This window comes from Azospirillum ramasamyi (genome assembly GCF_003233655.1).
GTDB lineage: Bacteria > Pseudomonadota > Alphaproteobacteria > Azospirillales > Azospirillaceae > Azospirillum > Azospirillum ramasamyi.
This window is the reverse complement of sequence record NZ_CP029829.1, coordinates 1,850,012-1,870,016: the sequence shown is the minus strand read 5'-3', so window position 1 is coordinate 1,870,016 and position 20,005 is coordinate 1,850,012. Positions and strand designations below refer to the sequence as shown.

Annotated in this window: 19 protein-coding genes; 8 read left to right on the top strand and 11 right to left on the bottom strand. The window is 68.2% G+C overall.

Going from position 1 to position 20,005, the window contains the following annotated elements; genetic code table 11:
- The first annotated feature begins 28 nt into the window (after positions 1 to 28).
- Complete coding sequence (locus DM194_RS08720) at positions 29 to 1,261, top strand: serine hydrolase domain-containing protein (RefSeq protein ID WP_111066958.1); 1,233 nt, start codon at positions 29 to 31, stop codon at positions 1,259 to 1,261.
- A gap of 12 nt (positions 1,262 to 1,273) precedes the next feature.
- Here the strand turns inward: DM194_RS08720 and DM194_RS08715 are convergent, their stop codons facing one another.
- On the bottom strand, positions 1,274 to 1,684 hold the full coding sequence (locus tag DM194_RS08715) for a nuclear transport factor 2 family protein (protein WP_111066957.1): 411 nt from the start codon (positions 1,682 to 1,684) through the stop codon (positions 1,274 to 1,276).
- Positions 1,685 to 1,837: 153 nt separating this feature from the next.
- Entirely contained in the window at positions 1,838 to 2,830 is a 993-nt protein-coding gene (locus DM194_RS08710; RefSeq protein ID WP_111066956.1) for a hypothetical protein, read from the bottom strand.
- Between the two features lie 265 nt (positions 2,831 to 3,095).
- On the opposite strand from DM194_RS08710, the gene nadE reads away from it, so the two are divergent.
- Positions 3,096 to 4,751: an NAD(+) synthase gene (nadE, locus tag DM194_RS08705; protein WP_111066955.1), complete on the top strand. Its 1,656-nt coding sequence runs from the start codon at positions 3,096 to 3,098 to the stop codon at positions 4,749 to 4,751.
- Positions 4,752 to 4,827: 76 nt separating this feature from the next.
- Here the strand turns inward: nadE and DM194_RS08700 are convergent, their stop codons facing one another.
- The 3 genes from DM194_RS08700 to elbB all read right to left on the bottom strand — a co-directional run bounded on the left by DM194_RS08700 (position 4,828) and on the right by elbB (position 6,553).
- Entirely contained in the window at positions 4,828 to 5,052 is a 225-nt protein-coding gene (locus tag DM194_RS08700) for a hypothetical protein (RefSeq protein ID WP_111066954.1), read from the bottom strand.
- 126 nt (positions 5,053 to 5,178) lie between these two features.
- Positions 5,179 to 5,748: a hypothetical protein gene (locus tag DM194_RS08695; RefSeq protein ID WP_111066953.1), complete on the bottom strand. Its 570-nt coding sequence runs from the start codon at positions 5,746 to 5,748 to the stop codon at positions 5,179 to 5,181.
- Positions 5,749 to 5,884: 136 nt separating this feature from the next.
- On the bottom strand, positions 5,885 to 6,553 hold the full coding sequence (gene elbB / locus DM194_RS08690; protein ID WP_111066952.1) for an isoprenoid biosynthesis glyoxalase ElbB: 669 nt from the start codon (positions 6,551 to 6,553) through the stop codon (positions 5,885 to 5,887).
- Between the two features lie 176 nt (positions 6,554 to 6,729).
- Here elbB and gltX point away from each other — a divergent pair, with 176 nt between their 5' ends.
- The 3 genes from gltX (at position 6,730) to DM194_RS08675 (ending at position 10,098) form a co-directional block, all read left to right on the top strand.
- Positions 6,730 to 8,073, top strand: a complete 1,344-nt coding sequence (gene gltX / locus DM194_RS08685; RefSeq protein ID WP_111066951.1) for a glutamate--tRNA ligase — start codon at positions 6,730 to 6,732, stop codon at positions 8,071 to 8,073.
- Between the two features lie 46 nt (positions 8,074 to 8,119).
- On the top strand, positions 8,120 to 9,496 hold the full coding sequence (gene cysS / locus DM194_RS08680; protein ID WP_111066950.1) for a cysteine--tRNA ligase: 1,377 nt from the start codon (positions 8,120 to 8,122) through the stop codon (positions 9,494 to 9,496).
- A gap of 170 nt (positions 9,497 to 9,666) precedes the next feature.
- A complete protein-coding gene (locus DM194_RS08675) occupies positions 9,667 to 10,098 on the top strand; it encodes a DoxX family protein (RefSeq protein ID WP_111066949.1) in 432 nt (143 codons plus the stop codon).
- 73 nt (positions 10,099 to 10,171) lie between these two features.
- On the opposite strand, the gene DM194_RS08670 is transcribed toward DM194_RS08675, so the two are convergent.
- Together DM194_RS08670 and DM194_RS08665 are read right to left on the bottom strand one after the other, a co-directional pair.
- Positions 10,172 to 10,798: a chemotaxis protein gene (locus DM194_RS08670; protein ID WP_111067856.1), complete on the bottom strand. Its 627-nt coding sequence runs from the start codon at positions 10,796 to 10,798 to the stop codon at positions 10,172 to 10,174.
- 5 nt (positions 10,799 to 10,803) lie between these two features.
- Positions 10,804 to 11,163 (bottom strand): response regulator, encoded by a 360-nt coding sequence (locus DM194_RS08665; protein WP_111066948.1) that lies wholly within the window; start codon positions 11,161 to 11,163, stop codon positions 10,804 to 10,806.
- A 157-nt stretch (positions 11,164 to 11,320) separates the two neighbouring features.
- On the opposite strand from DM194_RS08665, the gene DM194_RS08660 reads away from it, so the two are divergent.
- The 3 genes from DM194_RS08660 to DM194_RS08650 all read left to right on the top strand — a co-directional run bounded on the left by DM194_RS08660 (position 11,321) and on the right by DM194_RS08650 (position 13,156).
- A complete protein-coding gene (locus tag DM194_RS08660) occupies positions 11,321 to 11,794 on the top strand; it encodes a putative toxin-antitoxin system toxin component, PIN family (RefSeq protein ID WP_246024153.1) in 474 nt (157 codons plus the stop codon).
- 145 nt (positions 11,795 to 11,939) lie between these two features.
- On the top strand, positions 11,940 to 12,389 hold the full coding sequence (locus DM194_RS08655) for a hypothetical protein (RefSeq protein WP_111066946.1): 450 nt from the start codon (positions 11,940 to 11,942) through the stop codon (positions 12,387 to 12,389).
- 281 nt (positions 12,390 to 12,670) lie between these two features.
- Positions 12,671 to 13,156, top strand: coding sequence for a DedA family protein (locus DM194_RS08650; protein ID WP_246024152.1), 486 nt, complete (start codon positions 12,671 to 12,673; stop codon positions 13,154 to 13,156).
- Positions 13,157 to 13,257: 101 nt separating this feature from the next.
- On the opposite strand, the gene purL is transcribed toward DM194_RS08650, so the two are convergent.
- From purL to glyS, 4 genes are all read right to left on the bottom strand, one after another.
- On the bottom strand, positions 13,258 to 15,495 hold the full coding sequence (gene purL / locus DM194_RS08645) for a phosphoribosylformylglycinamidine synthase subunit PurL (RefSeq protein ID WP_111066944.1): 2,238 nt from the start codon (positions 15,493 to 15,495) through the stop codon (positions 13,258 to 13,260).
- The gene (purQ, locus tag DM194_RS08640) at positions 15,492 to 16,181 is read right to left on the bottom strand and encodes a phosphoribosylformylglycinamidine synthase subunit PurQ (protein ID WP_111066943.1); all 690 of its coding nucleotides are present in this window, start codon (positions 16,179 to 16,181) and stop codon (positions 15,492 to 15,494) included. The genes purL and purQ overlap by 4 nt, the downstream gene beginning before the upstream one ends.
- A 207-nt stretch (positions 16,182 to 16,388) precedes the next feature.
- Positions 16,389 to 17,759, bottom strand: coding sequence for a TldD/PmbA family protein (locus DM194_RS08635; protein WP_111066942.1), 1,371 nt, complete (start codon positions 17,757 to 17,759; stop codon positions 16,389 to 16,391).
- Positions 17,760 to 17,917: 158 nt separating this feature from the next.
- Complete coding sequence (glyS, locus tag DM194_RS08630; protein ID WP_111066941.1) at positions 17,918 to 20,005, bottom strand: glycine--tRNA ligase subunit beta; 2,088 nt, start codon at positions 20,003 to 20,005, stop codon at positions 17,918 to 17,920.

Sequence of the window (20,005 nt, the reverse complement as noted above, 5' to 3'; positions counted from 1 at the left end):
CGATTCTGAAGCGGGGGCGGAGGCGGGGATGCGGCGCAGGCTGCTGCTGGGCGTTTTATGTCTGCTGCTGTGGAGCGTTCCCTTCGGCCCGACCGGGGCCATCGGACTTGACCGATCCGGCAATCGGGGCGCCGACCCGCTGGTCGAACTGGTGACCCAGGCGGTGGAGGAGCGCCAGCCGCCGGTCGGGGCGGGCAGTCTGGTGGTCGGCGTGATCCGCGACGGCCGGACGCTGGTGGTCGGGCGCGGCGACGCCGGGCGACCGGACGGCGGACCGGCGGATGGGCGGACGCTGTTCCAGATCGCCTCCCTCACCAAGCCCTTCACCGGCACCATCATGGCGGAACTGGTGCGGGAGGGCCGGCTGTCGCCCGACGATCCGCTGGACCGCCATCTGCGGCGCGTCGGTCCGGTGCAGATCGCCCCTCTGCCGGACCATGGCGGCGGGCGCATCCGCCTGCGCGACCTTGCCACCCACACGGCCGGTCTGCCCAGCGTGCCGGAAACCCCACGCTTTTCCTGGAACCGGCTGGAGGATCCGCGCAACCCCTACAAGCCGCTGTCGCGGGCCGAACTCGGGTTGTGGCTGTCGGGGTATCACCTGCCGGTGCCGCCGGGCGTGCGTTTCAGCTACTCCAACGCCGGCATGGCGGTGCTGGGGGAGGCGCTGTCCGCCGCAGCCGGCCAATCCTTCGAAGCCCTCCTGAAGCGGGTGGTGACCGACCGCTTCGGCCTGCGCGACACCACCCTGCAGCCGACGGCGGAGCAGCGGGCGCGCAAGGCGGCCGGCCATGCCCGCGGCCGGGTCGTGCCGGACTGGGAAGCGCCGGCGATGCTGCCGGCCTTCGGCCTTTATTCCTCCGCCGACGACATGTTGCGCTGGCTGTCCGCCAATCTGGGCGACTGTCCCGGCCGCGCCGCCGGAGCGGACGGACAGGGTTGCGCCTCCGCGGCGTCGGCAACCCTGGCGCTGGCGCAGACGGTGCAGGTCGATGGCCGGACACTCGCCGATCCGGGAAGCCTGGGAGCAGGGGCGATGGCGCTGGGCTGGTTCGTCGCCTGGGCGGGGGATGGAACGCCGATCCATTGGCATTCCGGCTCCACCGGCGGCTTCAACGCCTACATCGCCTTTTCGAAGGCGCATCGCTGGGGGGTGGTGGCGCTGACCAACAGCGATCCCGATCAGGTCATCGCCGACCGGGTCGTGATCGACCTCGTCCGCCGTCTGGAAGCCCGGCCGGAGGTGGCGAGCTTGCCGTAAGTCGAGCCGTTCTCAATGCAGGTGGCGCGGCGCCTTGGCGGGGATCTCCACGTCGGCGCGGGCGTCGGCGATCGGACCGGCCTGATGGTGGGCAAGGCGCCAGCTGCCGTTTTCCCGCGCGAACAGGTTGGTGGCGGCCAGCACGGCACCGCCCAGCGTCTCCTCGCAGACCACCAGGGCGGTGTTGCCATGCAGGGTGACGCGCTCGTTCCGCGCCTCGACGGTGATGCCGGTGGGAGCGCGCAGAACGTCGCGCCAGCTGGTCAGCACGGCGTCGCGGCCGAACAGGGCGGTCCAGCCGGGATGGATGCAGGACACGGGCAGCGTCTCCGCCCACAGCGCTTCCATCGCGGCGGCGTCGCGGTTCGTGAAGGCGCGGTAGAAGGCCTGGTTGAGGGCCAGCAGCGTGTCGCGGTCGGTCATGACTTCTGTCCGGGGATGGTTCCGGGAACGGGTGAGGCACGGCTGTCCGGCCGGCGCCAGTCCGCTTTTAATGAAGCCGTCCCGCATGGGCAAGCGCCGGTCCGGTCGGTTCCGGGCCGGCGCTGTGACAAGTTGGTTGCGGGAAAATGTGCCTCAGGCGGTCAGGTCGACGCTCTGCGGCTTCGCGGCCGAGCCCGACGACGAGGCCGCAGCCGCTTCCTTCACCGCCGCGCCGTCCTTGCCGCCGGACAGCCCGTCCACCGGGGCGGACAGGTCGAGCGTCAGGTGGGTGACGCCGTTCTTGGAGGTGGTCGGCTTCAACACCGCCAGCCCCTTCATCCCGTCGCCGCCGGCCTTGGAGGCCATGTCGTTCAGCTTGCCGAGGATGTCCTTGATCTCGTCCTCGCTGAAGCCTTCGGAGCGGATGATCATGCCGGTGGACTTGCCGGTGGCCGTGGTGGTCATGCCGGTCGCGCTCAGCGCCATGTCGCCGCCCTTGCCGAGCGAGGCCTGGAGCCGCTGGTCGTCGCGGCGGAAGTCCAGAGTCGATTTGGCGAAGGAGATGCGGACGCTGCGGTCGCCGTCCTGGATCTCCAGTTCGATCCCGTGGGATTCGATCGACCATTGCGACTGGGTGGCCTGCATGTCCACCGACATCTGGCTGAGGTCCATGCCGCCCAGCTTGGATTTCAGCTTGTCGCCGAAGCCGTTGACCGCATCGTCGATGCGGTTCTTCGGAACGCCCAGCGCGCTCAGCGTGTCGCCCAGCCCCTGCTTCAGAGCGTCGATGCCCTTGCCGAACATGCCGGCCAGATCGTTGCCATGATCCAGCGCCGACTGCATCAGCGACTGAGCCTGGCGGGCACGGTCGAGGCCGCTGTTGCCGGCAGCCAGGGCGCTGCCTCCCCCCGCCCCCTGGGCGCCGCCCTTGCCGGTCATGCTGTCCAGCAGCGATTCCATCGACTGGCTGATGGTATAGGCCGGCGACTGGCTCTTCTTCTCCGCCTTGTCGCCATCGACCGATTTCGCGTCCGATTTGGCCAGCGCGTCCTTCGCCGTGCCGGCCGTCTTTGACGAGCCGTTCTGCACAGCCGTGGACAGCACCGACGGTTTGCCGTTCGGGCCGCTGAGCTCCGCGTAATACATGGATGCCCCCGCATCGCGTAGTTTGTCTGCAAGCGGAAGCATGACGTCTGTAATCTTTACCAGTCGTTAATTTCGGATATTTCTTTGAAGATTTGAGATAACTTCGTTTCCTTACGAATGGTCGAAGTCTTCGGAACTTCTATATCTAAGCGTTCCGCCACTTGTTCCGTCTGCGTGACGACCGGTGAAGAGCGGCGGCTTTCGCCCGGCCGGGGGCGCTGCTACCCTGCGGGCAAAAGGACCCGCAAGAAGGGAACCAGCCATCATGACCGACCGACTTTCCATCGCACTCGCCCAGGCCGATCCGGCCGCCGGCAATCTCGCCGCGAATGCCGACCTCCTCCGCGCCGCCCGGGCGGAGGCCGCCGCCCGCGGCGCCGATCTGGTCGTCTGTCCGGCCGGCGCGCTGTCCGGCGTTCCTTTGCTGGACCTGATCGCCCAGCCTGCCTTCCTCGACGCCGTGGAGGCGACGGCCCGGGCGCTGGCGGCGGATACCGCCGATGGAGGACCGGCCTTGCTGGTCGGTGCCCCCTGGCGTGACGGCGCCAAGCAGCACAATGCGGCCCTGCTGCTCGACGCGGGCAAGATCGCGGCGGTTCGTTTCCAGGCCGAAATGGGCGGTGGAGAGATCGGCGCGCCGGAGGATGGTCGTTTCGATGCCGGTCCGATGCCGGGGCCGATGAATGTCCGCGGTGTGCGTGTCGGCCTGCTGGTCGGCGGCGACCTGACGAGCGCCGACGTGACGGAAACGCTGGCCGAAAGCGGCGCCGAAATGCTGATCGCGCTGCTGGCCAGCCCCTTCGCCCCCGGCCGGGCCGACGAGCGGGTGCAAGCCGCCGTCGCTCGGGTGGTGGAGTGCGGCCTGCCCCTGGTCGCGGTGAACGCGGTCGGCGGCGAGGACGAGCGGGTGTTCGACGGCGGCAGCTTCGCCCTCGCAGCCGGCGGCCGGCTGGTCGCCCAGGCCCCCCTGTTCGCCGAGCATCTGCTGTTATCCCGCTGGGAACGTGGCGACGATGATTCCTGGGGCAGTTCCGAAGCCGAAATGATTGCGCCGGTCGAAGGGACGGAGGCGCTCTACAGTGCGCTGACGCTGGGTCTGCGCGACGCGGTGGCCAAAGGCGGCGCTCCGGGCGCGGTGGTCGGCCTGACCGGCGGGTTGGACTCGGCGCTGACCGCGGCCATCGCCGTCGACGCGCTGGGGCCGGAGCGGGTGCTGGCCGTCCGGGCTCCGCTGCCCGGCAGCGAGATCGATGCGCTGGCGGACAGCCTGGACGATGCGGCCGAAATCGTGGAACTGCTGGGGTGCCGCCTGGACAATGTGGCGCTGGGCCCGGTGCTGAAGGCTGCCGACTCGCTGCTGGCGCCCGCCTTTGCCGGACGCGAATCGGTCGGGGCGGCGGGCCGGCTGCATGCCCGCCTGCGTTCCGCCACCCTGGCGGCACTGGCGGAGCGGATGGGGGCGTTGCTTCTGTCGACCGCCGACCGCACCGACCGGCTGCTCGGCCTCGTGCCCGAGGAGGCGGGCTGCGGCTATGCCGTGCTGGGCGACCTGCCGAAGACCGAGGTGCTGGAACTGGCGCGCTGGCGCAATGTCAACCAGCCGGCGGGATCGCGCGGCCCGGCCGGGCGGGTGGTTCCGGAACGGGTGCTGGCGCGCCGGCTGAAGACCGCGACTCCGGCCGGATTGCCACCGGTGGAGGCGCTGGACGATCTGCTGTCCGGCCTGCTCGACAACGGCCTTTCGCCGGCCGAACTCGTTGGGCGCGGACATGCGGCCGAGATGGTGGAGTCGGTCTGGCGGATGGTGGTTCGGGCGGAAGCGGACCGCCGCCGGGCGTCCCCGGCACCGCGCGTTTCGCGTCAGGCCGTCGCGCGGCTGCGGCGCCTTCCCGCCGGTGGAGGGGCCATGGATCTGGTTTGAGCGGATCGAGACAGGAAGGGGGTGAGCGGTTCCCCCTTCCTCTTGCACTTCCCCTTTCCCGGCGCCGGGGCGGGCGTCAGCCGCGGGTCAGCTTGATGATCGTGGCGAGCATGCCGAAGGCCCACAGCACGGCGGGCAGCACGATCCAGGTCGGATGGAAGATGATCGCCAGCGGCATGATGAAAATCAGCAGCATGGCGGGGAAGACCAGATAAGGGGAGTTGCCCCAGTTGGTCAGCAACCCGGCCGGGTTCTCGTCTTCACCGAAGTAAGCATCGGCGGTGACCGCTTGGTCCGTCATCTCTAATACCCAAAGTTATTGTGGTTATCCCCTGTCCCGCAGTGCAGCAGGACATCGGTACATACCTCAGGATGCTTTGGGTGACCAGAGCCCAGCCTGGCCGTTGCTTTCGTCTTTGGTCGAAGGTTACGCGGCCTCGGTGAGGACCATCTGCGGACGGCGCAGGATGGATTGGACGGTGAAGGGCGCGCGGACGCCGCCGTTGAACAGCTCGGCGCATTCCAGGGCCTTCAGCACGCGTTCTTCCGGCGGCTGGCCGGCGGTGGAGGCGAGCGAACCCAGCGCATAATCGGAGCCGCAGCCGATGGCGTGATAGCCGCGCACCGCCTCGCCGACCTGATAATCGGACTGCACGGTGAACAGCCGGCCTTCCAGCCCCACCATGAAGGTGCCGCCGGTCTCGACGTCGTTGGAGCGGTGGGCGTATCCTCCGTCCTTCAGGCAATTGCGGACGGCATCGACGAAATCCACCACCATGTAGCGGAAGAGATCGGTGTCGCCGTCGCGCGACGGAATCTCCAGCCGGTAATGCAGCAGCTGGCCCATGCGGAAGGAACTGGTGAAGCCGATCAGGCAATCGCCGTTGCGGAACACCTTGGTGTCGGCGCGCACGGTGATATCCAGGCCGTTCACCCCGGCGCTGTCGCCGCCCATCCACACCCGATCGCCGTCCACCAATCCAACAATGCAGGTCATCGCCACCCCTCGCCGATAAAAAAACAAAACCGAGGGAAAGGGTGTGGGAAGGCGGTTAATGAATTATTGCTCAGCTTTGTGATATCTCGGATGAAAAAGGAGGTATCTCTACCCCCTTTTTCATCGCCACTCTTTTTCACTTCACCAAATCGACCAGAGCCTTGACGGTATTCTCCGCCCCTTCGGCGATCTGGACCAGATTGGCGTCCAGCATGTAGCAGGGCGAGGTGACGACCTTCAGCCCCCGATCGACCACGATCTCGCCATGGCCGGTGTTGCGGTGGACCGCGCCCATCGATTCCAGCGCGGTGGCGGTGCCAGGATCGTTGCCGATGGTCAGCTCCACCCCCTGCTGGCCCAGGATCTTGGCGAGAATGGCCGGCGCGATGCACAGCGCGCCGATCGGCTTGCCGGCCGCGCGCATGGCGGCGACGGCGGCCACCACCTGCGGGTTGACCGAGCAGTCCGCCCCCTTGAAGGCGAAATCGCTGAGATTCTTGGCGGCGCCGAAACCGCCGGGGAAAATCAGCGCATCGACGTCGCCGGCCGAGAACTCGCTGAGCGGGGTGATCTTGCCGCGGGCGATGCGCGCCGATTCGACCAGCACGTTGCGGCTCTCGCCGGTCTCCTGGCCGGTCAGGTGGTTGACGACATGGGCCTGCTGGATGTCGGGGGCATAGCACACCGCGACCGCGCCGGCTTTGGCGATGGCCAGCAGGGTGCAGACCGCTTCGTGGATCTCCGCGCCGTCATACACGCCGCAACCCGACAGCACGACGCCGATGCGCAAGCTCTTGTCCGCCATAGGATGTCTCCGAGTTTGGATTTGCCGCCAAGCTAACGCAGGCGGACGGCCGCGCCTACCATGCCAACGGCCGCATCACTCCATCTGTTGCGCGAATGCATCGGTTCCGGACAGCTTTCGGAAGATGCGCCGGCCGTGCTAGGACTGCCTGTCCCGTCTGCAGATCGAGTCCAGCCATGTCCACCGCCGTCCGTTTCGCCCCCAGCCCGACCGGCCGCATCCATGTCGGCAATGTGCGCCTCGCGCTCGTCAACTGGCTGTTCGCGCGCAAGACCGGCGGAAGTTTCATGTTCCGCCTGGACGACACCGACGAGGAGCGCTCCACCCAGGAGTTCGCCGATGGCATCGCCGCCGACCTGACCTGGCTCGGCCTCACCTGGGATCGTTTCGCCCGCGAAAGTGACCGCTATCCGCGCTATGACGAGGCGGCATCCGCGCTGAAGGCGGCCGGCCGGCTCTATCCCTGCTACGAAACGCCGGAGGAGTTGAGCCTCAAGCGCGCCAGCCTGGTGTCGCAGGGCCGCCCGCCGATCTACGACCGCGCCGCCCTGCGCCTGACCGACGAGGACCGCGCCCGGCTGGAAGGGGAGGGGCGCAAGGCCCATTGGCGCTTCAAGCTGAACCCGACTCCGGTGGAATGGACCGATCTCGTCCGCGGGCCGGTGCGGTTCGAGGGCACGGCGCTGAGCGATCCGGTGCTGATCCGCGAGGATGGCCGGCCGCTCTACACCCTCACCAGCGTGGTGGACGACGCCGACTTCGCCATCACCCACATCATCCGGGGCGAGGACCACGTCGCCAACACCGCGGTGCAGATCCAGATTTTCGAGGCATTGAATGCCGCGGTCCCGTCCTTCGCCCATCTGCCGCTGCTGACCGATGCCGGCGGGCAGGGGCTGTCGAAGCGGCTGGGCAGCCTGTCGGTCGGCAGCCTGCGCGACGAGGACGGCATCGAGCCGATGGCGGTCAACAGCCTGCTGGCGAAGCTCGGCACCTCCGACCCGATCGAGGCGCGGCTGACGCTGGACGAACTGGTGGCGGAGTTCGACCTGTCGAAGATCGCCCGGGGCACGCCGAAATTCGATCCGGAGGAACTGGGCCGGCTGAACGCCCGCATCCTGCACCTGACGCCGTTCGACGCGGTGGCCGACCGGCTGGAGGCGCTTGGCCTGACCGGCGCCGACGCCGCCTTCTGGGACGCGGTGCGGCCCAATCTGTCGCGGCTGAATGACGCGCGGGACTGGTGGGCGGTGACCCATGCGCCGGTGACCCCGCTGGTCGAGGATGCCGGCTTCCTGGCCCAGGCGGCGGCGCTGCTGCCGGAAGAGCCGTGGGATCTCGGCACCTGGGGCGCCTGGACCAATGCGGTGAAGGGGGCGACGGGGCGAAAGGGCAAGGAACTGTTCCTTCCTCTGCGCCGGGCGCTGACCGGGCGCGACCATGGACCGGAATTGAAGAACCTGCTACCCCTGATCGGACGGGCGCGCAGCCTCCGGCGACTGGCCGGCGAAACCGCCTGAAGCCACTCTTCATACAGACATCCCTCTTTTTTCGGGAGTTCGGACCGTGCCGTTGGACCTCTACAACACGCTGACCCGCCGTAAGGAGCGCTTCGAGCCGCTTCGCCCGGACCATGTCGGCATGTATGTCTGTGGTCCGACCGTCTACGACACCGCCCATATCGGCAACGCCCGGCCGGTGGTGGTGTTCGACCTGCTGTTCCGGCTGCTGTCGCAGCTCTATCCGGCGGTGACCTATGTCCGCAACATCACCGATGTGGACGACAAGATCATCGACCGCGCGCGGGACAGCGGCGAGCCGATCGACGCGCTGACCGCGCGCACCACCGACCTGTTCCATGCCGACATGGATGCGCTGAACGCGCTCCGCCCGACCATCGAACCGCGGGCGACCCAGCATATCGGCCAGATGATCGCGCTGATCGCCACGCTGATCGAACGCGGCAACGCCTATGCCGCGGAAGGGCATGTGCTGTTCTCCGTGCCGTCGATGCCCAGCTATGGCCAGCTGTCCCGCCGCTCGCTGGAGGACATGATCGCCGGCGCGCGGGTGGAGGTGGCGCCCTACAAGCGCGACGCCTCGGACTTCGTCCTGTGGAAGCCCAGCACGCCGGACCAGCCCGGCTGGGACAGTCCGTGGGGCCGCGGCCGTCCGGGCTGGCACATCGAATGCTCCGCCATGGCGAAGGAGCATCTGGGTGCCACCTTCGACATCCATGGCGGCGGGCTGGACCTGATCTTCCCGCACCATGAGAACGAGATCGCGCAGAGCTGCTGCGCCAACGGCACCGACCGGCTGGCCCGCACCTGGGTCCACAACGGCTTCGTGACGGTCGAAGGCGAGAAGATGTCGAAGTCCCTCGGCAACTTCTTCACCGTCCACGACCTGCTGGACGAATTCCCCGGCGAGGCGATCCGCCTGACCCTGCTGAGCGCGCATTACCGCCAGCCGCTGGACTTCACCCGCGAGGGCATCCGGCAGGCCAAAGGCGCGCTCGACCGTTGGTATCAGGCCCTGCGCGGCGAGCCGGCGCCGATTGCGGCGGAGCTGCCCTTCGAGGTGCTGGCGGCGCTGGAGGACGACCTGAACAGCCCGCTCGCCATCGCGCATCTGCACGAGCTGGCGACCGCGGTGAACAAGGCGAAGAGCGATGCCGAGAAGGCCGCCGCCAAGGGCGCGCTGCTGGCGGCCGGTCGGCAGCTCGGCCTGCTGCAGCAGGGCCCGGAGGCGTGGTTCCGCTGGGCGCCGGCCGGTGGGGCCGAGGGGCTGAGCGACGCCGATGTCGAGCAGCTGATCGCCGACCGCAAGGCGGCCCGCGCCGCGAAGAACTTCGCGGAGGCCGACCGCATCCGCAAGGAGCTGGCCGACAAGGGCATCGTTCTGGAAGACGGTCCGCAGGGCACCACCTGGAAGCGGGGGTGAGTTAAGGGGAGGCCCTCTCCCAAGGCAGGAGAGGGCGCTCTTCAGATTGTCCCTATCGACACAACAAACCTTCGGGAAATCCGCGGATTATCGCGCGGACCGATCCGGCTAATCTCTTCTTCAGACGCAACGCGGCCGCTACCGACCGCCTGAAAGAAGAGAGCCCGACCATGATCGACAATCGCACCGCTCCCTATGCCGCCTTCCTGCTGCGCGTCGGCCTCGGCCTGCTGTTCCTGGCCCATGGCTTGGTGCTGAAGGTGATGACCTTCACCATCCCCGGCACCGTCGGCTATTTCGAGAGCATCGGTTATCCCGGCCTCTTCGCCTATCTCGTGATCCTGGCCGAGATCGGCGGCGGGCTTCTGCTGATCGCCGGTGTCTATACCCGCTGGATCGCGCTGGCCCTGCTGCCTGTCATGATCGGCGCCACGCTGCAGCATGTCGGCAATGGCTGGGTGTTCAGCGCGCAGGGCGGCGGCTGGGAGTTTCCGGCCTTCTGGACGGTCCTGCTGGTCGTGCAGTCGCTTCTGGGTGACGGCGCCCTCGCGGTGAAGGTTCCGGCGCTGGGCGCCGCCGCCGGCCGGCGCGAACCGGCCTGATCCACGGACACGAACGACACCCGGCGATGGGCGGAATGGGGGAGGTGGCGCTGTGCCGCCGCCCCCTTTTCCGTTAAAGCCCCGCCAAGGCCCGGCGGATGGCCTCGCGGAAGGCGTCTAGCGAGGCGATGTCCAGCAGGAACAGCGCATGCCCGCGCGCATCGCCCGCCGCCAGCGCCATGTCGATGCGCACGAACAGCACGGGATCGGTGGCGGAGCCGATAACCGCAGCCGGGGCACCGGCGCCATAACCCGGAACCGCCCCCGACAATTCGCCGCCGATCAGGTTCGACAGGCTGGCGAGGCAGCCGTTCAGGATGATGTTGCCGATCTCGGTCAGCGCGTCCTGTTCCATCTCACCCGGCGCCTCGGCGGCAGGATCGACGGGGATCAGCCGGCCGACGAGGGCCAGCGTGCCGCGTTCGGGAAAGATCAGCATCGCTTCCCCTGTGAACGGACCGGTGAAGGCGCCGCGGACGGCGCAGACCGGCTGGTCGCCCTCCAGGTCGCCGCTGACCTCCCGGGTGATGCTGGCGCGGGTCGATACGGCGAAGGACGGCACCGACAGAAGCACCTCCTCCCCCAGCATGGAGCTGAGGGCGGCGGCCGGTTCGCCCATGCCGATGTTGAACAGTTCGGCGATGGCGTCGGCCTCGTCGTCGTCCAGGCGCAGGGGATTCCCCGATACGGGCTCTGCCATCGGCGTCACTGCCCGGCCGCGGCGAGGAAGTCGCGGATCTTGTCCGAGGTGATCGGCTTGGCGATGAAACGGACGCCCAGAGCCTCGGCCTTGCGGCGCAGGGCGTCCTGGACGTTGGCGGTCAGCAGGCCGATCGTGAGGCCGGCGAAGCGCTCCTTCAGATGCTCGGCGAGGGCCAGACCGTCCATGCCCGGCATGTTGTAGTCGACGATGGCGGCGGCCGGCGGCACCTCTCCGACGATCTCCAGGGCCTCCTCGCCGCTCGCCGCCGTGACGATGGTCCAGTCGGGCCGCAGCGAAGCGATAACGCTGGAAACCATGTTGCGAGCCAATCGGCTGTCGTCGACGACGAGGATGCTGGTCATGCCGATGAATCCGTTCTAAAGAGTCCGTTCATGTTTTGCGGATTTCTTACCTCAAACCGCTCCGCCCCACAACGACGGGGCCTCGTTGGGCGGTTGAGTTCTTTAACCTTTGCAGACTTCCGGTATATCGATGTTCGCCCAGGATAACACAGAGCCGGTGCCGGGTCGCCCGCCGAACCTCAGCCGGGTCCGCACTCCGGTCCGTGCCGTGCTCGACACCAACATCCTGGTGGCCTATGCGCTGATGGGCGATGCCGCCATCCGGCGGCAGGACGCGATCCGCCGCTGCGTGGAACGGGTGCGTGAGGATGGCGGTCTGACCGGAAGCGGTGAAACGCTGGCGGAGCTGGAGGAGGTGCTGATGCGCCCGGCCTTCGACCGCTACGCCACCGCTGCCGGTCGCCGTGCATTCCTCGACCGCATCCGGGCGGAGACCGTTCTGGTGGAGCCGGCGGCGGTCGGGCGCCTGTGCCGCGACCCGGAGGACGACATGTTCCTGGCCGCCGCAATCGGCGGGTCGGTGCCCTGGCTGGTGACCGTCGACCGCCAGCTCCTGTCGGTGCGCCGGGCCGGAGAGACGAGGGTTCTGCGGCCCGAACGCTTCCTGGAGGCCTTGGAGGCGCTGCGCTGATCGGGCGCCCCACAGAATCCGCTCGACAAACGGGGCGCTCTTCCTAGAATGAAAAGAGAACACATCGCAAACTGCGAGTGAACGAAAACGGCTGCGGCGACGATGGCGCCGCGCCGATGGTGGAGTGCAGGGGGCATCTGCAGCGATGAGCGTCCAACGGCTTCTGTTCGACGACCTGCCGGAGACGGAACCGACGCGCAAGCCGCGCCGGCAGCGGGCGGCGGGTGGCGCGGCGACGATGGCCGCCCAGGTGGCGGTTGACATGGTGCGGGAGGCTGCCCCCCTGCCCAGCGCCGCGGCGTTGGCGGCCGGCGTCGCGACGCTGCCGCTCGCCCCTCCAGCCCCTCCGCCTCCGCCGCCGGCCTTCGACCCGGCCGCGCTGTCCAACCCGGAACTGCGGGCGCTGGTGCAGGCTTTGCCCGACCAGCGGCTGGCGCATCTGCTGATCGAGGCGGCGCGGGAATTGAAGCGCCGCGCCGCTCCCGACCGCAGTGATCCGGACGGGGAGGACGGCGACATCCCGATGGAGCCGAACCCTGCCTTGCTGCGCGCCGCAAGGCAGGCAGTGGGGGAACTGTCGGGTGAGGATTTCTAACCGGTGGTATGACCTTCTTAGGGCCGCTCCCTAGCCTGGAAAGTTTCCGAGACAAACGGCGGGCTTTTATGTCATGATCGGCCTCAGCCCGTGTTTTATCTGCCGCATCGCACAATATAGTGGCAGTCAGACGCCATCGGGCTCGCCGAACCCACAAGCGACGTCTCCCGGAGGGGGCTTTGGACTGGATCACTTGGTTGCAGGAATGGGGGAATGCCTTTTACCCGCTGGCCTTTGTCTGGGCCTTTTTTGAAGGTGAAACATTTGTAATCTTCGGCGGGATGGGGGCAAAACTCGGGATCATCAATCTGTATTGGTTGGTCGGCACCGTCTGGATCGGCAGCTTCCTGGGCGATCAGCTCTGGTTCTGGCTCGGCCGCCGCTGGGGCACCAAGGCGCTCGCACGCTTCCCGTCGGCCGAGGTGCATGCCGGCCGGGTGCTGCGCTGGCTCGAGAAATATGGTGTAGCGTTCATCCTGGTCTTCCGCTTCCTCTACGGCGTGCGGAACATCGCATCGGTCGCCATCGGCACCTCGCGCATGCCGTGGTCCCGCTTCCTGTTCTGGAACTTCATCGCCGCCGGCATCTGGGCCTGGAGCTTCGCCGGTGCGGGTTACCTGTTCGGTGAAGCCGCCGCCGCCATCGGCGAGGATGGGCCGAAGATCCTGGTGCTGTCCGCTCTGGCCATCGGCGCCCTGTGGATCACCATCAAGAGCATTCTGTGGGTCCGCCGCCGGGCGCTGGCCGCGACCAATCCGGCGGAGTGAGGGGCGCCCCGCCGGAAACGGTGGGAAGGGGACGTCCACGAGTTTAAACAGCATATGAATCGAAAGGGGCTGCTTCATGCGAAGCAGCCCCTTTTCCGTTCTTACAGCTCGGCGGCCATGTAATCCGGCAGCCAGCTTTCGTTGGCCTCGCGCAGGCGCTTCAGCGACACGATATCGCCGCCGCGGCCCGACAGCGCCGTGCCGCGGGTTTCGCCCAGCACGGTGACCGGGACGCCGGCCGCCTTGGCCTTCTCCTGCACCGTCGCGGCGACGTCCGGACGGACGGCCAGGACGTAGCGGCCCTGGTCCTCGCCGAACAGCACGCGCGGTCCGGCACCGTCGAAGGCGGTCAGATAGGCCCCGACGCCGCCGGCCAGCGCCATCTCGGCGATGGCGACGATCAGGCCGCCGTCGGACACGTCGTGGCTCGACACCACCAGACCCTCGTGGATCAGGCGGCGGACGAAGTCGCCGTTGCGGCGCTCCACCGCCAGATCGACCGGCGGGGGAGCCCCTTCCTCGCGGCCGAGGATCTCGCGCAGGAAGATCGACTGGCCGATGTGGCCCCCATTCGGGCTGGTCGCCTCACCCACGGCGAGGATCACGTCGCCCTCGGCTCGGAAGGCGATGCCGACCGCGATCATCGCATCGGGCATGATGCCGACGCCGCCGATGGCCGGGGTCGGCAGGATCGCCTCGCCGTTCGTCTCGTTGTAGAGCGAGACGTTGCCCGACACGACCGGGAAGTCCAGCGCCTTGCAGGCCTCGCCGATGCCCTGAACGGCGCCGACGAACTGGCCCATGATCCGCGGCTTCTCGGGATTGCCGAAGTTCATGTTGTCGGTGATGGCCAGCGGCAGGGCGCCGACCGCCGACAGGTTGCGCCAAGCCTCGGCCACCGCCTGCTTGCCGCCTTCGACCGGATCGGCCAGGCAGTAGCGCGGGGTGCAGTCGGTGGTGATGGCGACCGCCTTGGTCTGGCCCGGCACGCGGACGACCGCGGCGTCGGCCTGACCCGACATGAAGCGGGTGTCGCCGCCGACGAGGCTGTCATACTGCTCCCAGATCCAGCGCTTGGAGGCGAGGTCGGGGCAGCCGAACAGCTTGGTCAGGGTGTCGCCGAGATCGGCCGAATAGCCGGCCAGCACGCTGTCGTCGACATCGGACGCCTTCGGCGTGGGCTCCCACGGGCGGTTGTATTCCGGGGCGGCATTGGACACCGGGGCGATCGGCATGTCGCACCAGGTTTCGCCATACATCTTGATGACGAGGTTGCCGGTATCGGTCAGATGGCCGATGACGGCGAAGTCCAGCTCCCACTTGTCGAAGATGGCCTTCGCCACCTCCTCGCGGCCGGGCTTCAGGATGATCAGCATGCGCTCCTGGCTTTCGGAGAGCATGATCTCATAGGGCGTCATCGCCTCTTCGCGCATCGGCAGGGTGTCGAGCGTCAACTCGATGCCCAGGCCGCCCTTGCCGGCCATCTCGACCGAGGAAGAGGTCAGACCGGCGGCGCCCATGTCCTGGATGGCGACGATGGCGTCCGTCTCCATCAACTCCAGGCAGGCTTCGATCAGCAGCTTCTCGGTGAAGGGATCGCCAACCTGCACGGTCGGGCGCTTCTCCTCCGAATCCTCGGTGAACTCGGCCGACGCCATGGTGGCGCCGTGGATGCCGTCGCGGCCGGTCTTGGAACCGACATAGACGACCGGGTTGCCGATGCCGGCGGCGGCCGAATAGAAGATCTTGTCGGTCTTGGCGACGCCCACGGTCATCGCGTTGACCAGGATGTTGCCGTTGTAGGCCGGATGGAAGTTGGTCTCCCCGCCCACGGTCGGCACGCCGACGCAGTTGCCGTAGCCGCCGATGCCGGAAACCACGCCCGACACCAGATGGCGGGTCTTGGGATGGTCCGGCGAGCCGAAGCGCAGCGCGTTCATGTTGGCGATGGGGCGCGCGCCCATGGTGAACACGTCGCGCAGGATGCCGCCCACGCCCGTCGCCGCGCCCTGGTAGGGCTCGATGTAGGACGGGTGGTTGTGGCTCTCCATCTTGAAGATCACGGCGTCGCCGTCGCCGATGTCGACCACGCCGGCATTCTCGCCGGGGCCGCAGATCACCTGCGGGCCGGTGGTCGGCAGGGTCTTCAGCCAGACCTTGGACGACTTGTAGGAGCAGTGCTCCGACCACATGACCGAGATGATGCCCAGCTCGGTGAAGGTCGGGGTACGGCCCAGGATATCCAGGGCGTTGCGGTATTCCTCGGCGGACAGGCCGAACTCCTTGGCGAGCTCGACGGTGACCGGACGCTCCTGCGCCTTGGTAGCTTCAGCGCTCACGACAGGGCCTCCACCAGACCTTCGAACATGGGCTTGCCGTCGGTGTTGCCGTGCAGGGCCTCCACCGCGTCCTCGGGGTGCGGCATCAGGCCCAGCACGGTGCGCTTGGCGTTGAAGATGCCGGCGATGTCGGACACCGAGCCGTTCGGGTTGCCGCGCGGGTCGCTCCTGGCCTCGTCGCCGACATAGCGGAAGGCGACCTGGCCTTCGCCGTCCAGCCGCTTCACCGTCTCGGCGTCGGTCCAGTAATTGCCGTCGCCATGGGCCACGGGGAAGCGGACGATCTGGCCCTTCGCGTATTTCTTCGTGAAGGGGCTGTCGGTGTTCTCCACCCGCAGATGCTGGACGCGGCAGACGAACTTCAGACCGCCGTTGCGCATCAGCGCGCCGGGCAGCAGCCCGGCTTCGGTGATGATCTGGAAGCCGTTGCAGACGCCGAGCACCCGGACGCCCTGATCGGCCCGCGCCTTCACCTCGCGCATGATCGGCGAATGCGCCGCCATGGCGCCGGAGCGCAGGTAATCGCCATAGGAGAAGCCGCCGGGCACGACGATCAGGTCGACCTTGGGCAGTTCGGTGTCGCGGTGCCAGACCAGTTGCGGCTTGGTTCCGCTGACGGCCTCCAGCGCGGCGACGGCGTCGCGTTCGCGGTTGGAGCCGGGGAAAACGACGATGGCGGCCTTCATGGGGCGGTCAAAATCCGGCGTCGTGAGGGGGAGGAGTTCGCGCCGGACACTAAAGCCGCCGCCCCTGCAAAGCAAGAGTCGGCCAAGGGGCGGCGGGCTTGTCTGCGGCACATTGCGCATCCGGGCCAAAAAAAGCGGGCGAACCCGCAAGGGCGCGCCCGCTTCTCACATGCCGGAGCCTACAGCCCGGCGCCTACATGCCCGCGCCTACATGCCAGCGATGGTCATGCCGTCGATGCGCACGGTCGGCGCATCCATGCCGAAGCGCAGTTCCAGGTCGTCGGCGGCCTCCATGTTCAGGAACATGTCCTTGAGGTTGCCGGCGATGGTGATCTCGTTGACCGGATAGGCGATCTGGCCGTTCTCGATCCAGAAGCCGCCGGCGCCGCGGCTGTAGTCGCCGGTGACGCCGTTGACGCCCATGCCCATCAGGTCGGTGACGTAGAAGCCATCCTTGATCTCCGCCAGGATGTCGGCGCGGCTGCGCTTGCCGGCCGCCATATAGACGTTGGCCGGGGCCGGACCGGGCGGGCCGGAGGTGCCGCGGGCGGCGTGGCCGGTGGTCTGCAGGCCGAGCTGCCGGGCGGAGCGCAGGTCGAGCAGCCAGGTGGTCAGCACGCCGTCCTCGATCAGGGTGCGGCGCTTCACCTCGACGCCCTCCGCGTCGAAGGGGCGGGAGCGCAGGCCGCGCTTCACATGCGGGTCGTCGACGATGGTGATGGAGGGAGCGAAGATTCGCTGCCCCATCTTGTCCTTCAGGAAGCTGGTGCCCCGCGCGATGCTGGGGCCGCTGATGGCGCCGGTCAGGTGCCCGAGCAGGCCGCGCGACACCCGCGGGTCGAACACCACCGGCACCTTGCAGCTCTTGACCCGGCGCGGGTTCAGGCGGCGGACGGCGCGCTCGCCGGCCTCGCGGCCGATCTCGGCGGCATCGCGCAGGTCGGCGCCATAGACCTTGCTGTCATAGTCGTAGTCGCGCTCCATCCCCGTCCCGGTGCCGACGATGACGGAGGCCGACAGCGACTGGCGCGACACGCCGTAAGTGCCGGCAAAGCCGTTGGACGCGGCGATGGCGATGGTCGAGCGGCTCCAGCCGGCATCGGCGCCTTCGGAATTGGTGACGCCCTGAACCGCCAGGGCGGCCTCTTCGGCGATGCGGGCGCGTTCGATCAGCGTTTCCGACGACGGTTCCTCGGAATCGCAGATGTCGAGGTCGGGCCAGCTGCGGGCCAGCTGTTCGGGATCGGCGATGCCGGCGAAGCCGTCCTCCGGCACGACGCGGGCCATGGCGATGGCGCGCTCGACCAGCTCGTCCAGCGCCTTGGTGCTGCGGTCGGTGGAAGAGACGATGGCCTGCCGCTTGCCGACGAACACCCTAAGGCCGAGATCGCCGGATTCGGATCGCTCCAGCTTTTCGGTCTTGCCCAGCCGCTGGGCGAGGGACACGGACGCGCTGTCGAACAGCACGGCGTCGGCGGCATCCGCCCCGGCGGCACGCGCCTTGGCGATCAGGTCGTCCAGCAGGTTCAGGACCCCGGACGGATCCGTCCGGTGCTGGTCGTTCGACGAAACGGTCATCAGGCTCTCCGGTTGGTCTCCTGTCTGTCTAGCAAATGGGAGGGCAACGCGGAACGGGGAAGAGGTTAAATGGCCGCCCGCCCCTCCAGACGGCCATGCGATGCACGCGTTTCGCGGATCGGGAGGCGGGAGAGGGGGCGCGGAGGCCCCCTCCGCCCTCAGCCCTCGATCTTCGAGAAGTCGGCGACCGCGTTCAGAGTCGTGCGGATCTGCGTCAGCAGGCGCAGACGGTTGGCCCGCAGCTCCTTGTCCTCCGCGTTCACCGTGACCTTGTCGAAGAAGGCGTCCACCGGGCCGCGCAGCTTCGCCAGCGCCGCCATGGTGCCGGTGAAGTCCTCCGCGTCCAGCAGCGGCCTGGCGGCGGCCGAGGCCTCGTTCAGCGCGGCGAACAGCGCCTTCTCCTCGTCCTGGGCCAGACGGGCGGCATCGACCGGCTGGTCGAAGCTCGCGCCGTCCTTCTTCTCCTCGATGCGGACGATGTTGGAGGCGCGCTTGTAGGCCGCAGCCAAGTTGGCGCCCTCGTCGGAGCCGACGAAGGCCTGCAGAGCCTTCACGCGGGCCAGCAGACGCACCAGATCGTCCTCGCCGCCGAGCGCGAACACGGCATCGACGAGATCATGGCGGACGCCCTGTTCGCGCAGCACCACCTTCAGGCGATCGGCGAAGAAGGACATCAGGTCGCCGCCGACATTGCCGGCCGGGGCGAAGCCGCTGACCTTGTAGGCGCCATGGGCCGCGGCGAAGATCTCCGACAGCTTCACCCGCAGGCCGTTCTCCAGCACCAGCCGGATCACGCCCAGCGCGGCGCGGCGCAGCGCATAGGGGTCCTTCGATCCCGTCGGCTTCTCGTCGATGGCGAAGAAGCCGACCAGCGTGTCGATCTTGTCGGCCAGCGCCACCGAAACCGAAACCGGCGCGGTCGGGCAGGAATCCGACGGACCCAGCGGCTTGTAATGGTCGGCGATGGCATTGGCGACATCGGCGCTCTCGCCCTGGCCCAGAGCGTAGTAGCGGCCCATGATCCCCTGGACCTCGGGGAACTCGCCGACCACCTCGGTCACCAGATCGGCCTTGCAGAGCAGGGCGGCGCGGCTGGCGGCGTCGCTGTCGGCGCCGATGGCGCGGGCGATCTCGGCGGCCAGCAGCTGCACGCGGGTGACCTTCTCGGCCACCGTGCCCAGCTTGGCGTGGAAGGTGATCTTCTCCAGCGCCGGAACGCGGGCTTCCAGCTTGGTCTTGCGGTCCTGGTCCCAGAAGAACTTGGCGTCGGACAGGCGGGCGCGCAGCACGCGCTCGTTGCCGGCGACCACGGCCTTGCCGCCGTCCAGCGTCTCGGTGTTCGCCACGACGATGAAGCGCGGAGCCATCTTGCCGCTGGCGTCCAGCGCGGCGAAATACTTCTGGTGGGTGCGCATGGAGGTGATCAGCACCTCCGACGGCACGTCCATGAAGCTCTCGTCGATGCCGCCCATCAGCACGACCGGCCATTCGACGAGGCCGGCGACCTCCTCCAGCAGCGCGTCGTCGGGCGACAGGGTCAGGCACTGGGCCTTGGCCAGCGCCTCGGCGTCCGCCTTGATCTTGGCCTTGCGTTCCTCGCGGTCGAGCACGACCTTGGCGGCGCGCAGCTTCTCCTTGTAGTCGGCGAAGCTCTCCACCGTGAAGGCGTCAGGGGCTAGGAAGCGGTGGCCGCGGGTGACGTTGCCGAAGACGACGCGGCCCTGGGTGCCGCCGATGTCATAGCCGCCGTCGAGCACGCGCCCGCCGAACAGGGCGATGATCGAGTGCAGCGGACGGACCCAGCGCACGGTGCCGGTGCCCCAGCGCATCGACTTCGGCCAGGGCAGCTCGGCCATGGCGGCGGGGATGATCTCCGCCAGGACCTCGGCGGTCTCGCGGCCCTTCTTCTCGGTCACCGCGAAGTAGAACACGCCCTTGCCGGTGTCGCGCTGCTCGCACTGGTCGAGGCTGTCGAGCCCGGCCGACTTCAGGAAGCCGGCGACCGCCTGCTCGGGAGAACCGACGCGCGGACCCTTCTTCTCCTCGCGCACGTCGGCGGTGCGCTCCGGCAGCCCGTCGACCACCAGGGCCAGACGGCGCGGGGTGGAATGGGCGGCGGCCGTCGTGAAGGTCAGGCCGTTCGCCGCCAGCTTGTCGGTGACGAGGCGCTTCAGGTCGTCGGCGGCCCGCGCCTGCATGCGGGCGGGGATTTCCTCGGAGAAGAATTCGATCAGGAGTTCGGTCAT

Coding starts and splice junctions, on each gene's coding strand:
- DM194_RS08720 (WP_111066958.1), top strand. CDS start 29: ATGCGGCGCAGGCTGCTGCTGGGCGTTTTATGTCTGCTGCTGTGGAGC.
- DM194_RS08715 (WP_111066957.1), bottom strand. CDS start 1,684: ATGACCGACCGCGACACGCTGCTGGCCCTCAACCAGGCCTTCTACCGC.
- DM194_RS08710 (WP_111066956.1), bottom strand. CDS start 2,830: ATGTATTACGCGGAGCTCAGCGGCCCGAACGGCAAACCGTCGGTGCTG.
- nadE (WP_111066955.1), top strand. CDS start 3,096: ATGACCGACCGACTTTCCATCGCACTCGCCCAGGCCGATCCGGCCGCC.
- DM194_RS08700 (WP_111066954.1), bottom strand. CDS start 5,052: ATGACGGACCAAGCGGTCACCGCCGATGCTTACTTCGGTGAAGACGAG.
- DM194_RS08695 (WP_111066953.1), bottom strand. CDS start 5,748: ATGACCTGCATTGTTGGATTGGTGGACGGCGATCGGGTGTGGATGGGC.
- elbB (WP_111066952.1), bottom strand. CDS start 6,553: ATGGCGGACAAGAGCTTGCGCATCGGCGTCGTGCTGTCGGGTTGCGGC.
- gltX (WP_111066951.1), top strand. CDS start 6,730: ATGTCCACCGCCGTCCGTTTCGCCCCCAGCCCGACCGGCCGCATCCAT.
- DM194_RS08675 (WP_111066949.1), top strand. CDS start 9,667: ATGATCGACAATCGCACCGCTCCCTATGCCGCCTTCCTGCTGCGCGTC.
- DM194_RS08670 (WP_111067856.1), bottom strand. CDS start 10,798: ATGGCAGAGCCCGTATCGGGGAATCCCCTGCGCCTGGACGACGACGAG.
- DM194_RS08665 (WP_111066948.1), bottom strand. CDS start 11,163: ATGACCAGCATCCTCGTCGTCGACGACAGCCGATTGGCTCGCAACATG.
- DM194_RS08655 (WP_111066946.1), top strand. CDS start 11,940: ATGAGCGTCCAACGGCTTCTGTTCGACGACCTGCCGGAGACGGAACCG.
- DM194_RS08650 (WP_246024152.1), top strand. CDS start 12,671: ATGGGGGCAAAACTCGGGATCATCAATCTGTATTGGTTGGTCGGCACC.
- purQ (WP_111066943.1), bottom strand. CDS start 16,181: ATGAAGGCCGCCATCGTCGTTTTCCCCGGCTCCAACCGCGAACGCGAC.
- DM194_RS08635 (WP_111066942.1), bottom strand. CDS start 17,759: ATGACCGTTTCGTCGAACGACCAGCACCGGACGGATCCGTCCGGGGTC.
- glyS (WP_111066941.1), bottom strand. CDS start 20,005: ATGACCGAACTCCTGATCGAATTCTTCTCCGAGGAAATCCCCGCCCGC.